Source organism: Pseudoalteromonas sp. SCSIO 43201 (assembly GCF_023716725.1).
GTDB classification, from domain to species: Bacteria; Pseudomonadota; Gammaproteobacteria; order Enterobacterales; family Alteromonadaceae; genus Pseudoalteromonas; species Pseudoalteromonas peptidolytica.
In genome coordinates this window covers 3,153,594-3,173,257 of the sequence record NZ_CP072683.1, presented here as the reverse complement: position 1 = coordinate 3,173,257, position 19,664 = coordinate 3,153,594, and the positions used below count along the sequence as shown (strand labels likewise).

The following is a 19,664-nucleotide window of genomic DNA, read 5'->3' as shown; positions in this document are numbered from 1 at the left end:
CTATCTTACGTTAATCTTTAGACTTTTTACCCACCTTTGGCTCCTTACCTGCAAGGAGCCTTTTGATGTTAGCTCGGTGACGAAAGATAATGACGACGGTCAAAAAGCTCACCGGTAACGTATATAATGGTTTTATCCACCAAGTATAAAGTGGCGCAGCAGCGACCGCGACGATTGCTGCCAATGACGAGTAACGCGTTAGCGCCAGTACTACAAGCCAAGTACTTATCAACAATCCACCAAGTGATAAACCAATAGGTAAGAGCGCTCCAAACGCTGTTGCCACTGCTTTACCGCCATTAAAGTGAAAAAACACAGGGTAAATGTGTCCAAGGCATGCACTCACCGCAATAGCGCCTAACCAAAGAGGCTCTATATTTAAGAAATAGGCACCCCATACTGGAATGGTGCCCTTTAAAATATCAAAGATAAGCACTAGCACAGCAGGGACCTTTCCTCCTAACCGCAATACATTGGTCGCACCTGGATTGTTGGAGCCACTAAAGCGCGGATCTGGAAGCTTGAACAGTCGACACACCAGAATTGCGGAGGAAATCGATCCTAATAAATAAGCACATACGCACATTAAACTGATTAACACTGTCTTCCTTATTTTTTATTGCGTTGTTTTGGGCTATGATCGGCGGTCTTAAGTCCTGCAATTTAGCGCACTTGCGCTTTATTTAATGCGGGAAGATAAAAGCGATAAACATGTTTGGAGTTTACATGGATAAAGTCTATATCTCACAGCTACACGTCGAAGCCATAATAGGAGTGTACGACTTTGAAAAAGAAAGTAAACAAAGCCTTTACTTTGATGTTGAGATGTTGACCGATATTAGCGCCGCAGCGCGCCTCGACGACATTAATTTGGCCGTGGATTATGCCAAAGTCAGTGAACGTATTATCGCGCATACTCAAGCCAAGCCAGTAGAATTACTCGAAACTTTAGTCGAGCAGCTAGCGGCAATGATTTTAAATGAATTTAATGTACAGCAAGTACTTATAAAAGTAAGCAAACCCGCAGCCGTGGCGCAAGCACAAACGGTGGGTGTAGAAATTGTGCGTAAGAAGTAGCATTATCATGGCACAAATTTTTATCAGCCTTGGCTCCAATATTGAGAAAGAAAAAAACTTACTAAGTGGTTTACAAACACTCATAAAGCATTTTCCAAATTACCGACATTCAAGTGTATTTGAGAGTGAGGCTGTCGGTTTTACCGGTAGTAATTTTTATAACTCAGTATTTGCTGCACACACGCCAATGTCTTTAAATGAGGTTTATACGCGACTTAAGTCGATAGAGTACGATCATGGTCGTCGCTGTAACGAAAAAAAGTTTAGCCCGCGTACCTTAGATCTCGATATTCTTTTTTATGATCACCTTATTTGTTCATCACCAGCTCAGCTGCCAAGGGATGAAATAACCAAAAATGCTTTTGTGCTTCAGCCATTAGCTGAACTTGCCGCTGATTTTATTCACCCTGTTGAGGGGAAATCAATCGCTCAGTTGTGGCAGGAATATCACAACCCAAGTCAAAAATTATGGAAAGTGGAGTTTCCCAAGTTATGAGTTTTATCGAGATTGTTGTCCTTGCAATCATTCAGGGTCTCACTGAGTTTTTACCTATTTCTAGTTCAGCACACTTATTACTGCCTTCACAGGTACTCGGATGGCAAGATCAGGGGCTGGCTTTTGATGTTGCTGTTCATGTAGGAACCTTGCTTGCCGTCGTTATTTATTTTCGGCACGACATAGTAAGCTTATTATCTGGCTGGTTTAAATCGTTTTCAGGTCCGCATTCAAAAGAGAGCCGCCTGACATGGTGTATTGTTGTTGCGACAATTCCATTTGTATTACTGGCGCCTCTATTAAAAGATATTGTCGAAATCTACTTACGCAGTGCGTGGGTTATTGCAATCTCTACTATCGTTTTTGGTTTATTGCTGTGGTATGCCGATGTGAAAGCAAAACAGATCAAAGACGAGTTTGCGCTAAATTGGAAAAGTGCATTGATACTTGGACTGGCGCAAATTACTGCGGTTATTCCTGGAACATCGCGATCTGGGATCACAATTACAGCCGGATTATTGCTAGGGCTTGATAAGAAAAGTGCCGCAAGATTTTCGTTTTTGATGTCTATTCCTGTGATTTCGATGATGGGGCTTTACTATAGTTTAGAATTGGCAATGGGCGATGAAGTGGTTGATTGGAATGCCCTCCTAAGTGGCGCGGTATTGTCGTTTGTTTCAGCTTATGCGTGTATATTCTTCTTTCTAAAAATTATCGAACGTATGGGTATGATGCCATTTGTTATATATCGTTTATTACTTGGAGTAGGGCTAATCGCTTTCTTAAGTTTTAGCTAATCTTTCTAGTCCGGTTAGGTAAAAGCCAGTTTGTGGAGTCAAGCTGGCTTTTTCATTTATATAATGATTAAGCAATTTGTTTTTCTGCAAGGCTCAATTCCATGGTTGCTTTGAGTAGGCGATACAGGTTGATAGAGGCATCAATTTCTTCTTTACGGTTCGTTAAACTCTCAATATTCAAACCAAGAGAAATATCTAAGTGTGAACAACTTTTTAAGATTTGATCTAGATTTTCTCTACAAATTCTAATGGACTCGCTCAGTGTATTTTCTGCATCTAACATACGCCACTTAGTCGCCTCTGGTACGGATATACCCAGCCACTGCATAAACTGTAAAGTCTTCTCTCCACCACAAGGAGTAAAAGTTAAAATAATACGTTTTGGTGTCGTGCCCTGTTGCTTACAAGTACGAGCATAGCTTGTGATCAGATCTATGGTTGCTTGGGCATCATAGACAGCTTGAGAGACAAAAAACTGGCAGCCTTGGACTGTTTTATCAATCAATCTTTCGTGCTCATTACGCTTACTAGCATGACGCTCCGCGATGGTTACACCACCTAAGAAAAACTCCTCTTGATGGTGCTTTAACACCTTATAAGCTTCTGATAATGGCAGCTTAATATCGCCTGTTGAAGAAGGGCTTCCAACTAACACCAGATTGTTCAATCCATGTTGTCGTTTAGTGCTGTTAAGCCAATTACTGAATGCTTCTCCGTCACGCTGTGCTACGCTTTTATAGGTAATAACATCAAGGTGCGATAATTCACGGATCAACTGACTATACTCACAAGGGTCAACGGTGTGCTTGAATGGGAATGGGCGCGGTACCTGAGTGCGGCTGCTTTCATCTTGAATATCGTAAATTATCACACCATCGTATTCGATTTCATGTAAACGTCCTAGCAACTTAGCTGCGATTGCTTTGAGCTGCTCGGGTGTGGTGCCTATCTTTGGTGGTGTGGTACCAATTAAATATACCCCTTGGTTAGGGTCAATGATTTTCTCTTGAAGCGTTAAAGCCATAATCTGCGTCCACAAAAGCATTTCAGTATCTCTTTACTAATATAGCAGCCATTTAGACGTCTAGATAGATTTTTTTAATGAAAGAATTTCAATAATTATGAATTTCTCTCAAGTGCCAAAGGTAAAATGTCATAATTGTTTACATATTAAGAGGGTAAATCATCTCGTAAATTAGCGAATGAGTATCGCTTTGGGGCATAATCAAGAAGTTTGCTGAAGTAAGTGATCACTACTTATTTAGAATAAAAATATGATTAGGAACCAATCCATGAAATTCAAATTACTAGCAACTAGTTTTGCCGTGAGCCTAGCGCTTAGTGGTTGTGCTATGACTAATGCCGATAGTACACAGAATGCAGCTGCTGGTGCTCAAGCCGCTCAGTCAAATAAAGTATTTGCCCAAGATTACGTACTCGAAGAGTTAGAAAACGGTCTTCGTGTCATGGTAGTAAAAACCAATTACCCTGATGTAGTATCACTACAAATTCCAGTATCAGTTGGCTCTCGCAATGAAGTTGAAGCCGGAAAAACAGGCTTTGCTCATTTCTTTGAACACATGATGTTTAAAGGCTCAGAAAAATATCCTCAAGATGTGTACTCAGATATTTTGAAAAATTCAGGTGTTGATAATCGCGCTTATACAACCAATGATTTTACCAACTATCATTTAAACTTCTCTAAACAGCACTTAGATAAAGTGTTGGAAATTGAAGCTGATATTTTCCAAAACCTAACGTACAGTGAAGAGCAGTTCCGTACCGAGGCGCTCACTGTCAAAGGAGAGTACCTTAAAAACAACGCAAGTCCTGTGCGTAAGTTACTTTCTGCGGTAAGAAAAGAAGCATTCGACAAACATACTTATAAACATACCACGATGGGCTTTTTTGAGGACATTGAGGCAATGCCTGATCAAATGGCCTATGGTAAAACATTCTTTGAGCGCTTCTATAAGCCTGAATATGTATCACTGGTGATCGTGGGCGATGTTGACCCTAAAGCAACCATAGCGATGGTGAAAAAGCATTGGGGCAACTGGAAAAGAGGTGATTATCAAGCCGATATTCCAGTTGAGCCAAAGCAAGAGCAAGCACGTTATGTGCACGAGAAATATGACGGCTTGCCAGGGCACTGGTTGCTTGTTTCTTATAAAGGAGCTGCATGGGAGCCGAAGAAAAAAGATCGTGCAGCACTTGATCTGATCTCGCAGCTTTATTTCTCTAGTAACTCTGAGTTATACCAGGAGTTGGTAGTAGACAAGCAGCTGGCAAGTCAAATGTTTACCTACAACCCTGAGACTAAAGATCCAGGGCTTTTGCATGTATTTGTTAAAGTGGAAAACGAAAAAGATTTAGCGACAGTACGTGATGCGATTAACAATACATATGCAAAAGCTCGCACAGAATTAGTCGACGAAAATAAGTTGGCAGCGCTTAAATCTAACTCAAAGTATAGCTTTATTAACGGCCTTGACTCATCGCAAGCAATTGCTTCTACACTTGCACGTTATGTGCATTTTGAGCGAGATCCTGAGGTTATCAATGAGCTGTATGCGACAGCTGACCAAGTAACTGCAAAAGATATACGTGATATTGCCAATAAATACTTTGTCGATAGTAGCCGTACTACGGTGACTATGTCGGCGCTTGAGTCCGTATCAGGCTTTGATAAAGAAGTCGAGCTAGACAAGTTAGTTGCAAAAATGGACAAGCCTGCAACACGTCATTTTAATGTACTAGATAAAACCAATAACTCTCCACTGGTGGATGTAAACTTCCTGTTTTATACCGGTGCTGCCGCTGATCCTGAAGGCAAAAAAGGGCTTGCTGCGTTGACGGCTGCAATGATAGCCAAAGGTGGTAGTGAATCACAATCTTACAAAGAGATTCAAAAAGCGCTTTATCCAATTGCGGGTAGTTTTGGCTATCAAATTGATAAAGAAATGATTTCTCTACAAGGCCGTATTCACAAAGACAATGCAGAGCAGTGGTATGGCATTGTGAGTCAGCAGTTGCTGGCACCAGGCTTTAGAGAGGACGACTTTAATCGACTGAAAAAAGAGCTTATCGATAGCATCAAAGCTGGCCTAAAAGCATCGAATGACGAAGAGTTAGGTAAAGAAGTGCTATATCATGAGTTGTATCAAGGTCACCCATACGAAAGCTACAATTTTGGTGATTTATCTGACCTAGAAGCGATTACATTGGATGATGTGAAAGCGTTTTATGCTCAGCAGTTTACCCAAGCAAAACTTAACGTGGGTATTACAGGTGCGCTTGATAAACAGCTAAAAGAAGAAATGTTCAGTGATCTTGCGACACTGCCAAAAGGCCAAGAAGCACGTTTACAAGTGCCTGATGCGCCAACATTGTTAGGGCGTCATGCGACGATTGTAGAGAAAAATGCCAAGTCGACAGCTGTCTCTTTTGGTTTCCCAATTGACACTATTCGTAGCAACAAAGACTGGGCTGCACTTTGGTTGGTGCGCTCATACTTTGGTGAGCACCGCAGCGCTAACAGTCACTTGTACCAACGCATTCGTCAAGTTCGTGGCATGAACTATGGCGATTATGCGTATATTGAATACTTCCCTCGCGGGATGTTCCAAACCAAGCCTGACGCAAACTTAGGCCGTAGTGAGCAGATCTTCCAAGTATGGTTACGCCCACTGCGCTCTAATAATGACGCACACTTTGCAACACGTACTGCCTTATTTGAGCTAGATAAGCTGATCAAAGAAGGGATGAGCAAAGCCGATTTTGAGGCGACACGTAACTTCTTAATTAACTTTGTGCCGCAAATGGTAGCGAGCCAAGATAGGCAGCTAGGCTATGCGTTAGATAGTCAATTCTACAATACCGATGAATTTGTGAAGTATGTGACTGAGCAATTGCAGTCTCTATCTGTTGATGACATCAACCGTGTTATCAAAGAGAATTTGCAGACCGACAATATTCACTATGTATTTATCACGGGTGACGCCAAAGACATGGCAAAACGTTTAAGTGATAAGCAGTCATCACCTATGACCTATAACACGAAAAAGCCAGAAGCACTGTTGGCAGAAGATGCTGAAATTGCCACGTATCCACTGAATATTCCAAGTCAGAATATTAAAACGCTAGATGTAGAAAAAGTGTTTAAATAATCAGTGCACTGAGTAATGAAAATGGCGGCTAAGTTTTTAGCCGCCATTTTTTGTGTCAAAGTCACGGATAATTTTAGGTAATGGTGTTGAACCACTCTATCGCTGCGGTTACCCAAATTAGAAATGCAATTAGTAATGTTAGTGTCACGGCAGCTGAAGCCATATCTTTTGCACGACCAGATAATAAGTGATGTTCGGTACTCACTCTGTCTGTAAGTGCTTCAATTGCTGAGTTGATAAGTTCAATCACTAATATTAACAGCACACTACCGACTAACAGTGCCCATTGAGCAATGCTTTGCGCTAGCACAATGGATAAAGGAATACTCACTATTAGCAACCAAGTTTCTTGTCTAAATGCAGACTCTTCTTTGTACGCCGCTTTCATCCCTTTCACTGAGCAATGGGTTGCTTTGATAAGTCGGGCAAGCCCTGTGCCATTTGGTTTGTTGCTATCCGTGGTCTTGATCTTTATCGACATATTCTCGATCCTGCGTTGGTAGTATGCAATGGGGCGTATTATACGAAGAACTGTCTAGCTCGACAGTACTAAATTGTAAGAATCTATGGTCTACTTGGTATATCTAAACCGCATTTAAATATGTTGGTTATTAGATATAACCAAGTGTTTGAAGCCTGATTTTTTATAATACATGACACTGAATCAATCTAAGCGTTACACTATATTAAGCATCAGTATTATCGGAAGTACATTACATGAGACATGAGATCTGGAACAAGTTACGCGAAGAAGCCAATGAGCTAGTTGCGCGAGAGCCATTACTGGCAAGCCACGTATACTCGAGTATTTTAAACCATGAGTGTCTTGGCGCAGCGTTAAGTTTTATTGTTGCAAATAAACTTGCCGATGCCGTCGTATCTGCGTTTACTATCCGAGAGTTGTTCGATCAGGCCTTTGTACACTGCGATACCATGTTGACTCATGTTGCGCATGACATAAAAGCAGTTAAAGATCGTGACCCTGCTGCCGATAGTTATCTCAACGTAATTTTAAATTTGAAAGGTTTTCATGCAATCCAAGCACATCGACTTGCATACTGCCTCTGGCGCCAAGACAGAAAAGAACTTGCTCGTTTTATCCAAAGCAGAACTTCTGAAGTATTCGGTGTTGACATCCATCCTGCTTGTAAAGTCGGTCATGGTATTATGTTTGACCATGCGACTGGTATAGTTATTGGTGAAACTGCGGTTATTGAAGATAATGTGTCTATTCTTCAATCTGTAACCTTAGGGGGTACAGGGAACGAACAAGGTGATCGTCACCCTAAAATCCGTGCAGGTGTACTGATTGGTGCAGGTGCCAAAGTGCTTGGCAATATCGAAGTGGGAGAGGGAGCCCGCATTGGCGCAGGCTCTGTAGTATTAAGTCCGGTAGCACCACATACGACGGTGGTGGGTATTCCTGCCAAGGTTGTTGGCAAGCCCTCTTGCCCATGTCCTGCTGAAAGTATGAATCAGAATTTCCTTGAAGATGAAGACCGGCTCGAAAATGAGTCAATCACCTCAGCAATGTTGTAAGGTTATCACACGATAAGATGGGGAGTTATTTCCCCATCTTGCTAACTGCTTATTGAATTTTCTTTACCAGCGATATCACTTCACCATCTGCCAACTGAGTGGTAATTGGCTTATCTGGGTCGACATCTTTTACTGATTTTATGACAGTATCGGCTTGTTTAGCGATGCTGTAACCACGAGCAAGCACGGCTAATGGGCTGACGCTATCAAGCTTGGCGCTACTAACGGCAAGTCGATGCCTTTGCAGGTTAAGCTTTTGCTCCATAGCGGAATAAAGCTTGTCACTCAACGAGTCCACCACTTGTTTATAGTGAGTAATTTTTTGTTCCGGATGCAGCCTATCGAAACGGTGCTGGAGTAAATGATACTGGGATTGTTTTTGGCGCAGCAGGTGACCTTGCGCACGGGTCAACCGCTGCTCTAATTCATCAATACGCTGCGCTTGCTGCATCAGCTGGTTTTTGGGGTGCTGCAATTGTAGTTGTGCTTCGAAGTTTGCTAATCGCTGTGATGCTTGCTCAAGTCGGCGATCAAAGGCTTGCTGTAAGTATTGTAGTAGCTGTAGAGCACGCTGCTTAAGTGCTTCTGAATCAGGGCTTACTAGTTCAGCAGCTGCAGAGGGGGTCGGAGCCCTTACATCCGCAACATAGTCGCTAATTGTCGTATCGATTTCATGGCCTACCGCACTGATTATGGGGAGCGAGCTGGCAAAAATAGCTTGTGCGACGGATTCCTCGTTAAAGCTCCACAAGTCTTCCAATGAGCCGCCACCACGGCCAACTATCAAGACATCGACTTCGCGCCTTGCATTGGCTTGCGCAATTTGTTTGCAAATTTGTTGCTTGGCTTCCTCGCCTTGTACAAGTGCTGGGTAGATGACAACTTGTAATTGTGGCGCTCTGCGTTTTAGTACCGTTAAAATATCTTTAATGGCCGCACCCGTGGCAGAGGTGATGACACCTACGCGATTGATAATATTGGGTAGTGGCTTTTTGTGACTGGCTGAAAATAGTCCCTGCGCAGCAAGCTGCATTTTAAGTGCATCAAACTGCTGTTTTAACAGTCCTTCACCAGCAGGCGCGAGCTGTTCAACAATTAATTGGTAATCACCTCGAGGCTCATAGACGGAGACTCTTGCTTGTACGACTACTTGCTGACCGTTGCTTGGGCGGTGGTTACAATAGCGATTATTCCCTCTCCACATGGCCGCTTTTATCTGTGCTTTTTCATCTTTCAGAGAAAAATACCAATGCCCTGAGGCCGGAGCAACAAAGTTTGAAATTTCTCCGGTGAGTTGTACAGAGGCAAAACCTTGCTCTAAGAGTGAGCGTATTTCTCTGTTAAGTCTTGATACAGAATAGGTTTTATTATTATTGGGGTATCCCATGTTGGCCTCCATAAAAAATTCACAGTTACTTTATCATATTTTTTGCTAAATTTTATTTACTCGCATAAGGAACGCTGATAAAATTCGCACGCAATTCCTTATACTCAGTTCACTTGAGAGAAGCCGCGAACATGCTAAGAATTGCAAAAGAAGCCCTTACCTTTGACGACGTACTTTTAGTACCAGCTCATTCAACTGTTCTTCCTCACACAGCAAACCTGAAAACGCGTTTGACTCGTGGGATTGAATTAAATCTACCGCTTGTTTCCGCTTCAATGGATACGGTGACAGAAGCGCGCTTAGCGATCGCTCTGGCACAAGAAGGTGGTATTGGTTTTATCCACAAAAACATGACTATCGAAGAGCAAGCTCGTAACGTACGTAAAGTAAAAACGTATGAAGCGGGTATTATCTCTTTCCCTGTGACAGTAACTTCTGATCTTACAATTGCAGAAGCAATGGAGCTTGCTCAGGATAAAGGATTCTCAGGTTTCCCTGTCGTTGGTGCCAACAATCAACTTGAAGGCATCGTGACGAGTCGTGATATGCGTTTTGAAACTAAACTTGAAAAAGCGGTTTCAACGGTCATGACGAAAAAAGATGACTTAGTTACGGTAAAAGAAGGGGCATCTCGCGAAGAGATCCTTGGTCTAATGCACGAACACCGTATCGAAAAGATCCTTGTGGTTGATGACGCATTTGCACTAAAAGGCATGATCACTGTTAAGGACTACCAAAAAGCACAAGAGAAACCAAACGCGTGTAAAGATGAGCAAGGTCGTCTTCGCGTGGGGGCTGCGGTTGGTGTTGGCGCTGGTACTGACGAGCGTATCGCAGCTTTGGTTGAAGCGGGTGTTGATGTACTACTAATCGATACTTCTCACGGCCATTCTCAAGGTGTAATTGACCGTGTTAAAGCAACCCGTGAAGCTTACCCTGAGCTACAAATCGTTGCAGGTAACGTAGCAACAGCGGAAGGTGCAATAGCGCTTGCTGATGCTGGTGCTGACGCTGTCAAAGTGGGTATTGGTCCGGGCTCAATCTGTACCACGCGCATCGTGACTGGTTGTGGTGTGCCGCAAATTACTGCTATCTCTGATGCTGTTGAAGGCTTAAAAGGCCGTGACATTCCTGTTATTGCTGATGGTGGTATCCGTTTCTCTGGTGACATCGTAAAAGCGCTAGTTGCTGGTGCTGCATGTGTAATGGTGGGTTCAATGCTAGCGGGTACAGAAGAATCTCCTGGCGAAGTTGAACTATACCAAGGCCGTTACTACAAGTCTTACCGCGGTATGGGTAGCTTGGGTGCGATGAACCAAAAAGAAGGGTCTTCTGACCGTTACTTCCAAAAATCAAATGAAGCAGACAAACTGGTACCAGAAGGTATCGAAGGTCGTGTTGCTTACAAAGGACCAATCGCAACGATTATCCATCAGCAAATCGGCGGTATTCGCAGTGCAATGGGTCTAACAGGTTGTGCAACCATCACTGAATTAAATACTAAGCCGCAGTTTGTACGTGTTACTTCTGCGGGTATGGGTGAATCTCACGTACATGACGTGCAGATCACCAAAGAGGCACCTAACTACCGTATGGGTTAAGCCTTAAGGCGTGTTTCTGGGCTAGCAAGTTGCTAGCCCTTATTACTTTTGATAGAGACGCAATGCGGCTTTATCCTGTTTAGTTCCTAACTAACGAGATTATCAATGAGCAAAGATATCCACGATTCCCGAATTTTGATCTTAGACTTTGGTTCACAATACACTCAGTTAATCGCACGTCGTGTACGTGAAATTGGTGTTTACTGTGAGCTATGGGCTTGGGATGTGACAGAAGAGCAGATCCGTGAGTTCAACCCGCAAGGTATCATTCTTTCAGGCGGCCCAGAGTCAACGACACTAGAAGGTAGCCCGAAAGCACCAGATTACGTATTCGAGGCGGGCGTGCCAGTACTGGGTATCTGTTATGGTATGCAGACCATGGCAATGCAGCTTGGTGGTCAAGTACATAGCTCAGATAAAAAAGAATTCGGCTACGCAAAAGTAGAGAAAGTGGGTGACTGTAAGCTATTTGAAGCGATTGAAGATCATATCGAAGATGGTGCAGGTTATCTAGATGTGTGGATGAGCCACGGCGATAAGGTTGCTAAAATCCCAGATACATTCAAAACTTCAGCGAGAACGGATACTTGCCCACATGCGGCAATGTCTTGGGAAGAAAAGCGTTTTTACGGTGTACAGTTCCACCCTGAGGTGACACATACTCAGCAAGGTCTGCGTTTACTTGAGCGTTTTGCAATTGATATCTGTGGTTGTGAAAAGTTATGGACTCCTGAGCAAATCATTGAAGATGCAATTGAGCGTATCAAAGAGAAAGTAGGGGATGACGAAGTTATCCTCGGTCTATCTGGTGGTGTTGATTCATCAGTGGTTGCGATGCTTATTCACCGTGCAATTGGCGACAAGCTAACCTGTGTATTTGTTGATAATGGCCTACTGCGTTTGAATGAAGGCCAGCAAGTAATGGATATGTTCGGTGATAAGTTTGGTCTGAACATCATCAAGGTCGAAGCTGAAGAGCGTTTCCTTAACGCGCTGAACGGTTTAAATGACCCTGAAGACAAACGTAAAGCAATTGGCCACACCTTTATTGAAGTATTCGATGAGCAAGCCAGCCAGCGCGTAAACGCGAAATGGTTAGCACAAGGTACGATTTACCCTGATGTTATCGAATCGGCAGCATCTAAAACAGGTAAAGCGCATGTGATCAAATCTCACCACAATGTCGGTGGGTTACCTGAAGATATGGAGCTTGGTCTGGTTGAGCCACTGCGTGAACTATTTAAAGATGAAGTTCGCAAGATTGGCCTAGAGCTTGGTCTACCGTATGACATGCTTTATCGTCACCCGTTCCCAGGTCCAGGTCTTGGTGTTCGTGTACTTGGCGAAATCAAGAAAGAATACTGCGACTTACTGCGCCGTGCTGACGCTATCTTCATTGAAGAGCTACATAAAGCAGATCTATATCACAAAGTGTCTCAAGCATTCGCCGTATTCCTACCGGTACGCTCTGTTGGCGTGATGGGTGATGCACGTAAATACGACTGGGTGATCTCACTACGTTGTGTTGAAACTATCGACTTTATGACAGCACGTTGGTCGCATTTACCATACGAGCTACTAGGCCACGTTTCAAACCGTATCATTAACGAAATTGATGGTATTTCTCGCGTGGTTTACGATGTTTCTGGTAAGCCGCCAGCGACAATCGAGTGGGAATAATGTTTCCACAATGAGCTAACACTTAGCCAAAGGAAAGGGCGAATATGGTAAATATTCGCCCTTTTGCTTATTTTAGAAGCAGTTGAACCAAAAAAGTGGTTTTTTCACTTTACCTTTTTAAAAAGCTCATTATAATGCGTCGACATTGCAGGGGCGTAGTTCCAATTGGTAGAACAGCGGTCTCCAAAACCGATGGTTGCGGGTTCGAGTCCTGCCGCCCCTGCCACTTCTTATTTTGCACTTCGTACACTTTCAAAGTAAACTCCATTTAAAAAGTAAACTGCACAGCAATGAATCCAATTTACGCAGATATTCTCGATATAGTACCACTTAAGTTAAATCCAGTATTTGCCCATTTAGACGCTAAACAGTCTGAACTAAATACCTCTTTAGGTGTAGAGCAGCTCAAAATCCCAGCAAGGCTTTTGCAAGATATTGAAATTGCTGTTGGTGCCACGGTGGAAGTGGTTGTGGGAGAGGATATTCAGTTTACTGAAGGGTGTCTGAGCCTGCCAAGCACGCAGCTTAGTAGTGCACAAAAGCGTGTATTGTGGCAATTAATTTGGAACCAACAGAATGCAAATTGAGCAAGGTGGGTTATTACAGTTTCCGCTTGAGAAAATCATGCAGGTTGAGCGCGCCTGTCACGCGTTTCCTTGGACTGAAAAGACGATGCAGTCTTGTCTTCATGGTCGTTACTTTAATGCTTGCCTTGCTGATGAGCAAACATTGATTGGTTTTTATATTGCTGAACGAGCAGGGCCAGATCTCACTTTAATGGACATTTGTATTCATCCCGAGCATCAAGGTCGTGGTTATGCGAAATTATTGATGGAAGCGCTATTAGCGCGAGCTGACGCATTACAAGCCGAAAATATCTTTCTTGAGGTGAGGGCATCGAATGTTGCTGCGATTTCTCTATATCAACACTTTGGCTTTGTTGAGATGGGGTTGAGAAAGCACTACTACCCAAGCACAGATGGTCGTGAGGATGCTGTATTAATGGCGTTACCAATGCTAACCCTTTAACCGTTACTGGTGGCTTTATCCATTAGCAATGTATAACGTATGGCTTCCGTTAGCTTGAGCAAGTAATAGTGATGATCACCGCTTTTAACATTTTTTAGGCTGCTTTCAAGCTCTCCTGCCGCCTCATGAATATTCATAAAACCAAAACAGCCCGCACTGCCCTTAATACTATGAGCTAAGGCTCTTAACGATTCCCATTCATGCTCATCGTAGAGCGCTTGCAGCTCTGTAAGCTGTGCAGGGAGCTTTTCTACATAGTTACGACTGATCTGTAAAAACTTTTCTGTTTGTAGTAACGCATCCCAAGAAGAGGCTTTATCATTTTGAATTTCTAGGTACTGGATTAATAATTTACCTAGCTGATCTTTATCTATTGGTTTACCAAGGGTAGCATCACATCCTGCCTCAACGTGATTATCAATATCATGCTTCATGACGTTAGCCGTTAAGGCAATGATTGGGCCATCATAGGCGGCATGTCGGAGCATCTGTGTAGCTTCTTCTCCTCCCATTACAGGCATTTGCATGTCCATTAAAATAAGTTGATAGTCCTCAACAAGCGCCATTTCTACCGCTTCAGCTCCATTACTGGCGATATCAGGGATGATCCCCCAATTCGACAGGAGTAGGGTAATTAACTCTTGATTATCAGGGTTATCCTCTGCAACTAAGACTTTTGCATCGATTTCTTTTACCGCAGCCACTTGGGTCTTATCTAGCTCTTGTGGTTGAGTGCGTTCAAGCGCATCAAGCCAATCATAATTTCTACCATGAAAGTTGCCGGCTACTTCTATAGCAAACAAGCTACCACTACCTTGTTGACTACGTACACGGACATCACCACCGAGCAATTGCGCTAAGTTTTTAGAGATACAAAGCCCAAGACCGGTGCCACCAAAGCGCCGGGTTGTGGTGGTATCTGCTTGTTCAAAGGGCTTAAAAGCGCGTTCTAGTTCACTACGGGACATGCCAATCCCAGTATCTCTAATACTGAAAATAAACTTTTCTGCTGTTGGCTCAAACTCAACTTTTAGATGCACGCCACCATACTCCGTAAACTTTACCGCATTAGTGGCAATATTTAATAAAATTTGTTTGAGGCGAGTGATATCAGTGTATAGCTTATCCGGAAGAGGCAGAGCAAACTCTGTTGAAAAGCTGAGTAATTTTTCATTTGTCATCGGTTCAATAATAGATTCAACATCACTGATAAGTGGCATCAGTTGCACTTCTGATTCCTCAACATCCAGTTTTTCAGCCTCTATTTTTGATAGGTCTAAAATGTTATTAATTAGCTCTAGTAAGTGTTTGGAGTTTCGTAATATGGTGTTGAGATGCTGCTTTGCTGTAGGAGAGTCCGGGTGTTGTATGAGTTGCTCGGTAAATCCCATGATGGCGGTCAATGGCGTGCGTATTTCATGACTCATATTAGCTAAAAATCGGCTTTTTAGCTGATTAGCTTGCTCGGCTTCAATAATGGCAGCTTCAAGTTTGCTGTTTGTTTTTTCTAGCTCCTTGGTACGGTTCTCAACTTTTTCCTCTAGATGCTCTTTGTAGTCTTCTAATTCGCGCTGAAAGGTACGGATCTGATAAATCATGTGATTGAAGTCTTTAAACAAAATACCTACTTCATCAGAGTTGTGTTCTGGCAGCGCGACCATTAAATCACCATCACCAACTCGGTGACTGGCTTCACCAAGTAATTCAATAGGGTTGAGTAGTAAGTTGCGTACAACGATAAAAATTAATATTGGTAAAGTGACAACGGATAAGATGACGATAAGTGCAGTGATAAGGCTAATCGTTTTGCCAGAACGGTACAGTAAAGATTTGGGGATCGTAGAGATATAAAAGTAGCCGCCACTTAGCTGAGCGCTATAAGTCATTCGTTCAGAGTTATCGATGCTGCTGATTTGCATCGAGTCTAGCCGACCTAAATCTGCGATATTGCTGATTTCATTTATTTCCGTTGCGCTTAAATAGCTACCAATAAGGTGGGTGTCGGAGCTAAATAATATTTCACCGTCAATACCGACTAGTAAGTTTAAGGTATTATCATACGGCGCTTCAAGAATACTGGTGCTGAGTAAAGTGGGAGAAACTTGAACAACAATATAACCTTGTTGCCGCGGCTGTTTTAACTCGTAGTCAACACCATAAACTTGTTGGACAAAGTACAGTTGGGTACCAGCGCTTGAGGCCACCATAAATTGATGCTGGCGCAAGTTGCTTTGTAAGATTTGTTTTGCGAAAGGATAAGCATGAGGCGCTTCCCCCAAGTTGCTAGAATAAAACGCGGCACTTTGACCGCTGGGAGCCAACAAGTTTATGCTGATGATATCGGGATACGCTTCACTGTAACTGGCAAAAACATCCATCAATGCCCCCAAGCGTTTGGTTTTTTCCATCCTTTCAAGGTGGCTTGAATTTAAAAAGTCGCTGAGTACAGGAGAGGTTGAAAGCAGCTTGGTTGTAGATTGATAGATCTCAATATAATTGAACATCTTTTGTTGTTGTTGCTCGACGAAGCGACTAACAATAAGCTTTGCTTGTTGTTGCGTTGAACTGGTGACGTTTGTGAGAGTGAACCCACCAAGAAATAGCAAGGGTAAGATCACCAACGGGGTGATATACCAAAGGAGTCGAATACTTAACTTGCTTGTTTTCATGGATACTTAGCTGCCCTGCCACACAATGTTATCGTCAGAAAATTTGTTAGGAGTATTAAATCATAAGCGGGGAGAGGTGAATACTCAAGTTTGTTTAAATCGCTTGAAAATACGATAAAAGACAAAAGCCTCCAGTTGGAGGCTTTTACAGTATAAATAACGACTGATTAGAAGTTATATTTCATACCCAGTGATAGACGACGGCCTTTCACATCAAAGAATTCACCGTTATCGTACGTTTCAGGAGTACGTGGTGGCTCTCTATCGAATACGTTATTTACACCAACACGTAGTTGTAGCGCTTCAAGTAGGTAAGTTTTATACATAAAGTCTACCGTTGTATATGATGAAACGTCATTGAAGTTGTTATCTTCTGGCGTCCACTCGTTGTCATCAACTGTGCTGTGACGGTAGTTAACCGTAACTACATACGCTGAATCATCATGGCTGTATAGTGCGCTAAAACGACCTTTCCAACGTGGTGCATCATCAGTTTCACCCATATAATTGCGGAAGTCTTCTGCACGGCCAGTTGAGTTCTGGTTATCTTCAATTAAGTAAGTTGCAGTTAACTTAAGGGCGAATTCACCGTTGAGCGCATCAAACTTGTATGCAGATTCAAAGTCCATGCCTTTTTTCGTGATCTGAGCGGCGTTAATTGGACGCGCATAGTAGTTTTCGATTTCACCTGTCTCTTTGTTACGCACAAAGTTACCACAGAAAGGATTGTCTAAAGAAGATGCTTCGTAACATAGCTTAACGCTGTTACGCCCAAAGTATTCAATTGCACCGTCAATTTCAAATGACCAGTAATCAACCGTGAGATCTAAACCATCAACGAACTCTGGTGTGTAAATTACACCAACTGTGTAGTCATTTGATACTTCATTGTCAAGGTCAGTATTACCCTGTATGTAGCCAGGTAGGCTGCCGCCAGATAACCATTCATCTGAAGGCATCCAGCCTGCTGCTAGGCCAGCCGCTTGACAGTTATTGATGATGTTATCTCTGTACTTGTAATCGCTGCTAAGTTCAGCAATTGAGTCTGCGCGACAGACGTCCGCACGGCCTGAACTAAATGTTTTAGAGTTTGGCGTGTATAGGTCACCTAAGTTTGGTGCACGCACTGATTTAGAACGGTTAAGGCGAATACGAAGTTCGTCTGTTACACCCCAGTTTAATGCTAGTTTCCAAGCATCATCGCCACCTGTTACAGAGTAATCCATGTAACGGTATGCACCTTCAAGAGTTAGGTCAGTTGCAAGGAATTCATCCATAAGAAGTGGTACGGAGATCTCTGCAGAGAATTCTTTCACTTCAATTTCGCCATCCATTGGTAGGCTAGAGTTACCTTTGATTAAGCCCTTTTCCATGTTTTCAGATGGACGGATCTTTGCAACTTCACGACGGTGTTCTGCTGTGAATGCCGCGCTTACGTAACCTGCTGGAAGCTCGAATAATACACCATCAACCGTTGCGCCAAATACTGCTTGGTCATGTCTTGCAAAACGTGTGGCTGTTGTTGAAATGTAATCAAGTTGTGCCTGAGTGGTACCTGTTGCGCCCATTGGGTTGAATGGTACACAGCCTTCACGTGCGCCTGTTACGTTGCCATCAGCATCGCGAAGTGCACATACAACTTGGCCTGAGCTATCTACTACAGAGTCAATCGCGTAAGCAAGGTTATTTTTGTAAACTTCACCAGTCCATAAAGTATCTTGCTCAATACGACCAAACTGGAAGTACGTGCTATAGCCCCAATCGTCATTAATAATACCTTCGGCACCGATAGACGAACGGAATACTTCACGCTCTTGGTTATATTCACGATCACCCCACAAGTGCTCGTTGGCTTGGTAAAGTGTGACTGAATCAAGGCCAGCATCATCCATTACCTTACCCATAGCATCATTTACAAATGCACTGTCACGACGAATAGTGTGTGAGAAGAATGCAGGGCTACTTTCTGTCGTTGCTTCGGTTTTTGAGTAAGTTGCATCAAACGTAAGCGCATGTTCATCGTTTAGTTCGTAAGTACCGTATAGAGTACCAATTACACGCTCAAGTGGTGTGCGGAAGTAGTCTTTATAACCGTGTCTGAATACAGCATCACCTGGGTTAGCTTCGTCAAACGTATAACGGCCTGCAGCGCGCTCAGAGATAAGAGGGTTAGGATCATCAATCAAACCTAGACCGTAATCGAATGGACGCATTGTGCCATCAGCATCGAAGGTGTAGTGATTGTTTTCAAACGCTTCACGCGTCTTTGTACCGGTCCATGCAAAGAAGTCACCACGCTCTGAGTAGTAACCTAACGCGGTTGGGTGGTTAAACTGAATATCCGCAGGAACGCCATCACGACCGCCAGTATTTGCTGGGTTAGAGATAGATCTCATGCCGCGTTTGAAGAAGTCACGGTCCATTTTCGCGTAACTTTCATTCTTGGTATAGTTTAATGAGGTAATGAACGATAGTTTGTCTAGCTCTTGACCACCAGTAATTGAGAAAAAGTACTCTTCACCACCGCTTTGTTCTGGCTTAACTGTTGATACATCGATCTCCAGGCCATCAAATGATTTTTTAGTAATAATGTTTACTACACCGGCAACGGCATCTGCACCGTATACTGCAGCTGCGCCACCCGTTGCAATTTCAACACGCTCGATGATTGAAGTAGGGATGTTGTTTAAATCTACCGCAGTATCACCAACAGAACCCGGTACAAAACGGCGACCGTTAACAAGCACTAGGGTACGCTCTGAACCTAAACCACGTAAGTCAGTCGTGTTTAAGCCTGATGCGTAGATATAGCTGGTTGTATTTTCTGGTGACAAGCCAACAGTTGCTTGAGGCATCTCAGCTAGCAGATCGTTTACGTTAGTAATACCTTGGTTTTCAAGCTCTACGCCACCGATCACAGTAACTGGAGTTGGGGAAGTCAGGTTTACACGCTTAATACGAGAACCTGTAACTTGAATACGCTCAACAGATTTAGCTTCTGTTTGCTCGTTAGCAACAGCTACTGAACTGCTTAGTGCACCGGCAACCAGTGCCGTTTGGATGCTAGCAGTAACTAGATTTAACTTCTTCAACATTTTGACCCTTATTTACTTTGTTTATAGCGAACGCTGCACTCTTTCTCATTTGCAAAGAGGCAATGTCACAATATAGGTGCTGCGTTTTTACCATAAATATTTGTTAAACATGGGGTTTGTGTGTA

General features: G+C 43.1%; 15 protein-coding genes and 1 tRNA gene. 10 read left to right on the top strand and 6 right to left on the bottom strand.

Annotated elements, in window-relative coordinates:
• Positions 1-10: 10 nt before the first annotated feature.
• Entirely contained in the window at positions 11-601 is a 591-nt protein-coding gene (plsY, locus tag J8Z24_RS13670) for a glycerol-3-phosphate 1-O-acyltransferase PlsY (RefSeq protein WP_125253257.1), read from the bottom strand.
• A gap of 125 nt (positions 602-726) precedes the next feature.
• On the opposite strand from plsY, the gene folB reads away from it, so the two are divergent.
• From folB to J8Z24_RS13655, 3 genes are read left to right on the top strand one after another with little or no spacing between them, the layout of a single operon-like run.
• Positions 727-1,077, top strand: a complete 351-nt coding sequence (gene folB, locus J8Z24_RS13665; RefSeq protein ID WP_128730021.1) for a dihydroneopterin aldolase — start codon at positions 727-729, stop codon at positions 1,075-1,077.
• A gap of 7 nt (positions 1,078-1,084) precedes the next feature.
• A complete protein-coding gene (gene folK, locus J8Z24_RS13660; RefSeq protein WP_125253255.1) occupies positions 1,085-1,573 on the top strand; it encodes a 2-amino-4-hydroxy-6-hydroxymethyldihydropteridine diphosphokinase in 489 nt (162 codons plus the stop codon).
• Positions 1,570-2,370 carry an undecaprenyl-diphosphate phosphatase gene (locus J8Z24_RS13655; protein ID WP_252094865.1) on the top strand — a complete coding sequence of 267 codons (801 nt, stop codon included), beginning with the start codon at positions 1,570-1,572 and terminating at the stop codon, positions 2,368-2,370. Before folK ends, J8Z24_RS13655 begins: the two co-directional genes overlap by 4 nt.
• Before the next feature lie 67 nt (positions 2,371-2,437).
• On the opposite strand, the gene J8Z24_RS13650 is transcribed toward J8Z24_RS13655, so the two are convergent.
• Complete coding sequence (locus J8Z24_RS13650) at positions 2,438-3,394, bottom strand: methylenetetrahydrofolate reductase (protein ID WP_176033524.1); 957 nt, start codon at positions 3,392-3,394, stop codon at positions 2,438-2,440.
• Between the two features lie 268 nt (positions 3,395-3,662).
• Here J8Z24_RS13650 and J8Z24_RS13645 point away from each other — a divergent pair, with 268 nt between their 5' ends.
• Positions 3,663-6,539: a M16 family metallopeptidase gene (locus tag J8Z24_RS13645; RefSeq protein ID WP_252094864.1), complete on the top strand. Its 2,877-nt coding sequence runs from the start codon at positions 3,663-3,665 to the stop codon at positions 6,537-6,539.
• 73 nt (positions 6,540-6,612) lie between these two features.
• Here J8Z24_RS13645 and J8Z24_RS13640 read toward each other — a convergent pair whose 3' ends face one another.
• A complete protein-coding gene (locus tag J8Z24_RS13640; protein WP_125253251.1) occupies positions 6,613-7,020 on the bottom strand; it encodes a diacylglycerol kinase in 408 nt (135 codons plus the stop codon).
• 236 nt (positions 7,021-7,256) lie between these two features.
• Between J8Z24_RS13640 and cysE the strand changes: the two genes are divergently transcribed.
• Positions 7,257-8,078 (top strand): serine O-acetyltransferase, encoded by an 822-nt coding sequence (gene cysE, locus J8Z24_RS13635; protein WP_125253250.1) that lies wholly within the window; start codon positions 7,257-7,259, stop codon positions 8,076-8,078.
• A 49-nt stretch (positions 8,079-8,127) separates the two neighbouring features.
• On the opposite strand, the gene xseA is transcribed toward cysE, so the two are convergent.
• Entirely contained in the window at positions 8,128-9,465 is a 1,338-nt protein-coding gene (xseA, locus tag J8Z24_RS13630) for an exodeoxyribonuclease VII large subunit (protein ID WP_252094863.1), read from the bottom strand.
• A 131-nt stretch (positions 9,466-9,596) separates the two neighbouring features.
• Here xseA and guaB point away from each other — a divergent pair, with 131 nt between their 5' ends.
• From guaB to rimI, 5 genes are all read left to right on the top strand, one after another.
• On the top strand, positions 9,597-11,066 hold the full coding sequence (guaB, locus tag J8Z24_RS13625; RefSeq protein WP_125253248.1) for an IMP dehydrogenase: 1,470 nt from the start codon (positions 9,597-9,599) through the stop codon (positions 11,064-11,066).
• 105 nt (positions 11,067-11,171) lie between these two features.
• Entirely contained in the window at positions 11,172-12,746 is a 1,575-nt protein-coding gene (gene guaA, locus J8Z24_RS13620; protein WP_088529796.1) for a glutamine-hydrolyzing GMP synthase, read from the top strand.
• Between the two features lie 149 nt (positions 12,747-12,895).
• Positions 12,896-12,972: transfer RNA gene (locus J8Z24_RS13615), tRNA-Trp, on the top strand.
• Positions 12,973-13,036: 64 nt separating this feature from the next.
• Positions 13,037-13,333 (top strand): hypothetical protein, encoded by a 297-nt coding sequence (locus J8Z24_RS13610; protein WP_128730029.1) that lies wholly within the window; start codon positions 13,037-13,039, stop codon positions 13,331-13,333.
• A complete protein-coding gene (rimI, locus tag J8Z24_RS13605) occupies positions 13,323-13,775 on the top strand; it encodes a ribosomal protein S18-alanine N-acetyltransferase (RefSeq protein WP_128730030.1) in 453 nt (150 codons plus the stop codon). The genes J8Z24_RS13610 and rimI overlap by 11 nt, the downstream gene beginning before the upstream one ends.
• Here the strand turns inward: rimI and J8Z24_RS13600 are convergent.
• Together J8Z24_RS13600 and J8Z24_RS13595 are read right to left on the bottom strand one after the other, a co-directional pair.
• On the bottom strand, positions 13,772-16,444 hold the full coding sequence (locus J8Z24_RS13600) for an ATP-binding protein (RefSeq protein ID WP_176033521.1): 2,673 nt from the start codon (positions 16,442-16,444) through the stop codon (positions 13,772-13,774). The two genes, rimI and J8Z24_RS13600, sit on opposite strands and share 4 nt — an antisense overlap.
• A 167-nt stretch (positions 16,445-16,611) precedes the next feature.
• Positions 16,612-19,539 carry a TonB-dependent receptor domain-containing protein gene (locus J8Z24_RS13595; protein WP_176033520.1) on the bottom strand — a complete coding sequence of 976 codons (2,928 nt, stop codon included), beginning with the start codon at positions 19,537-19,539 and terminating at the stop codon, positions 16,612-16,614.
• Between the last annotated feature and the right edge of the window lie 125 nt (positions 19,540-19,664).

Bases quoted from the DNA above. Each gene is read 5' to 3' on its own strand.
- J8Z24_RS13595 (WP_176033520.1), bottom strand. From the start codon at position 19,539: ATGTTGAAGAAGTTAAATCTAGTTACTGCTAGCATCCAAACGGCACTG.
- J8Z24_RS13610 (WP_128730029.1), top strand. From the start codon at position 13,037: ATGAATCCAATTTACGCAGATATTCTCGATATAGTACCACTTAAGTTA.
- J8Z24_RS13640 (WP_125253251.1), bottom strand. From the start codon at position 7,020: ATGTCGATAAAGATCAAGACCACGGATAGCAACAAACCAAATGGCACA.
- guaB (WP_125253248.1), top strand. From the start codon at position 9,597: ATGCTAAGAATTGCAAAAGAAGCCCTTACCTTTGACGACGTACTTTTA.
- cysE (WP_125253250.1), top strand. From the start codon at position 7,257: ATGAGACATGAGATCTGGAACAAGTTACGCGAAGAAGCCAATGAGCTA.
- J8Z24_RS13645 (WP_252094864.1), top strand. From the start codon at position 3,663: ATGAAATTCAAATTACTAGCAACTAGTTTTGCCGTGAGCCTAGCGCTT.
- guaA (WP_088529796.1), top strand. From the start codon at position 11,172: ATGAGCAAAGATATCCACGATTCCCGAATTTTGATCTTAGACTTTGGT.
- J8Z24_RS13655 (WP_252094865.1), top strand. From the start codon at position 1,570: ATGAGTTTTATCGAGATTGTTGTCCTTGCAATCATTCAGGGTCTCACT.
- J8Z24_RS13600 (WP_176033521.1), bottom strand. From the start codon at position 16,444: ATGAAAACAAGCAAGTTAAGTATTCGACTCCTTTGGTATATCACCCCG.
- folK (WP_125253255.1), top strand. From the start codon at position 1,085: ATGGCACAAATTTTTATCAGCCTTGGCTCCAATATTGAGAAAGAAAAA.
- J8Z24_RS13650 (WP_176033524.1), bottom strand. From the start codon at position 3,394: ATGGCTTTAACGCTTCAAGAGAAAATCATTGACCCTAACCAAGGGGTA.
- folB (WP_128730021.1), top strand. From the start codon at position 727: ATGGATAAAGTCTATATCTCACAGCTACACGTCGAAGCCATAATAGGA.
- rimI (WP_128730030.1), top strand. From the start codon at position 13,323: ATGCAAATTGAGCAAGGTGGGTTATTACAGTTTCCGCTTGAGAAAATC.
- xseA (WP_252094863.1), bottom strand. From the start codon at position 9,465: ATGGGATACCCCAATAATAATAAAACCTATTCTGTATCAAGACTTAAC.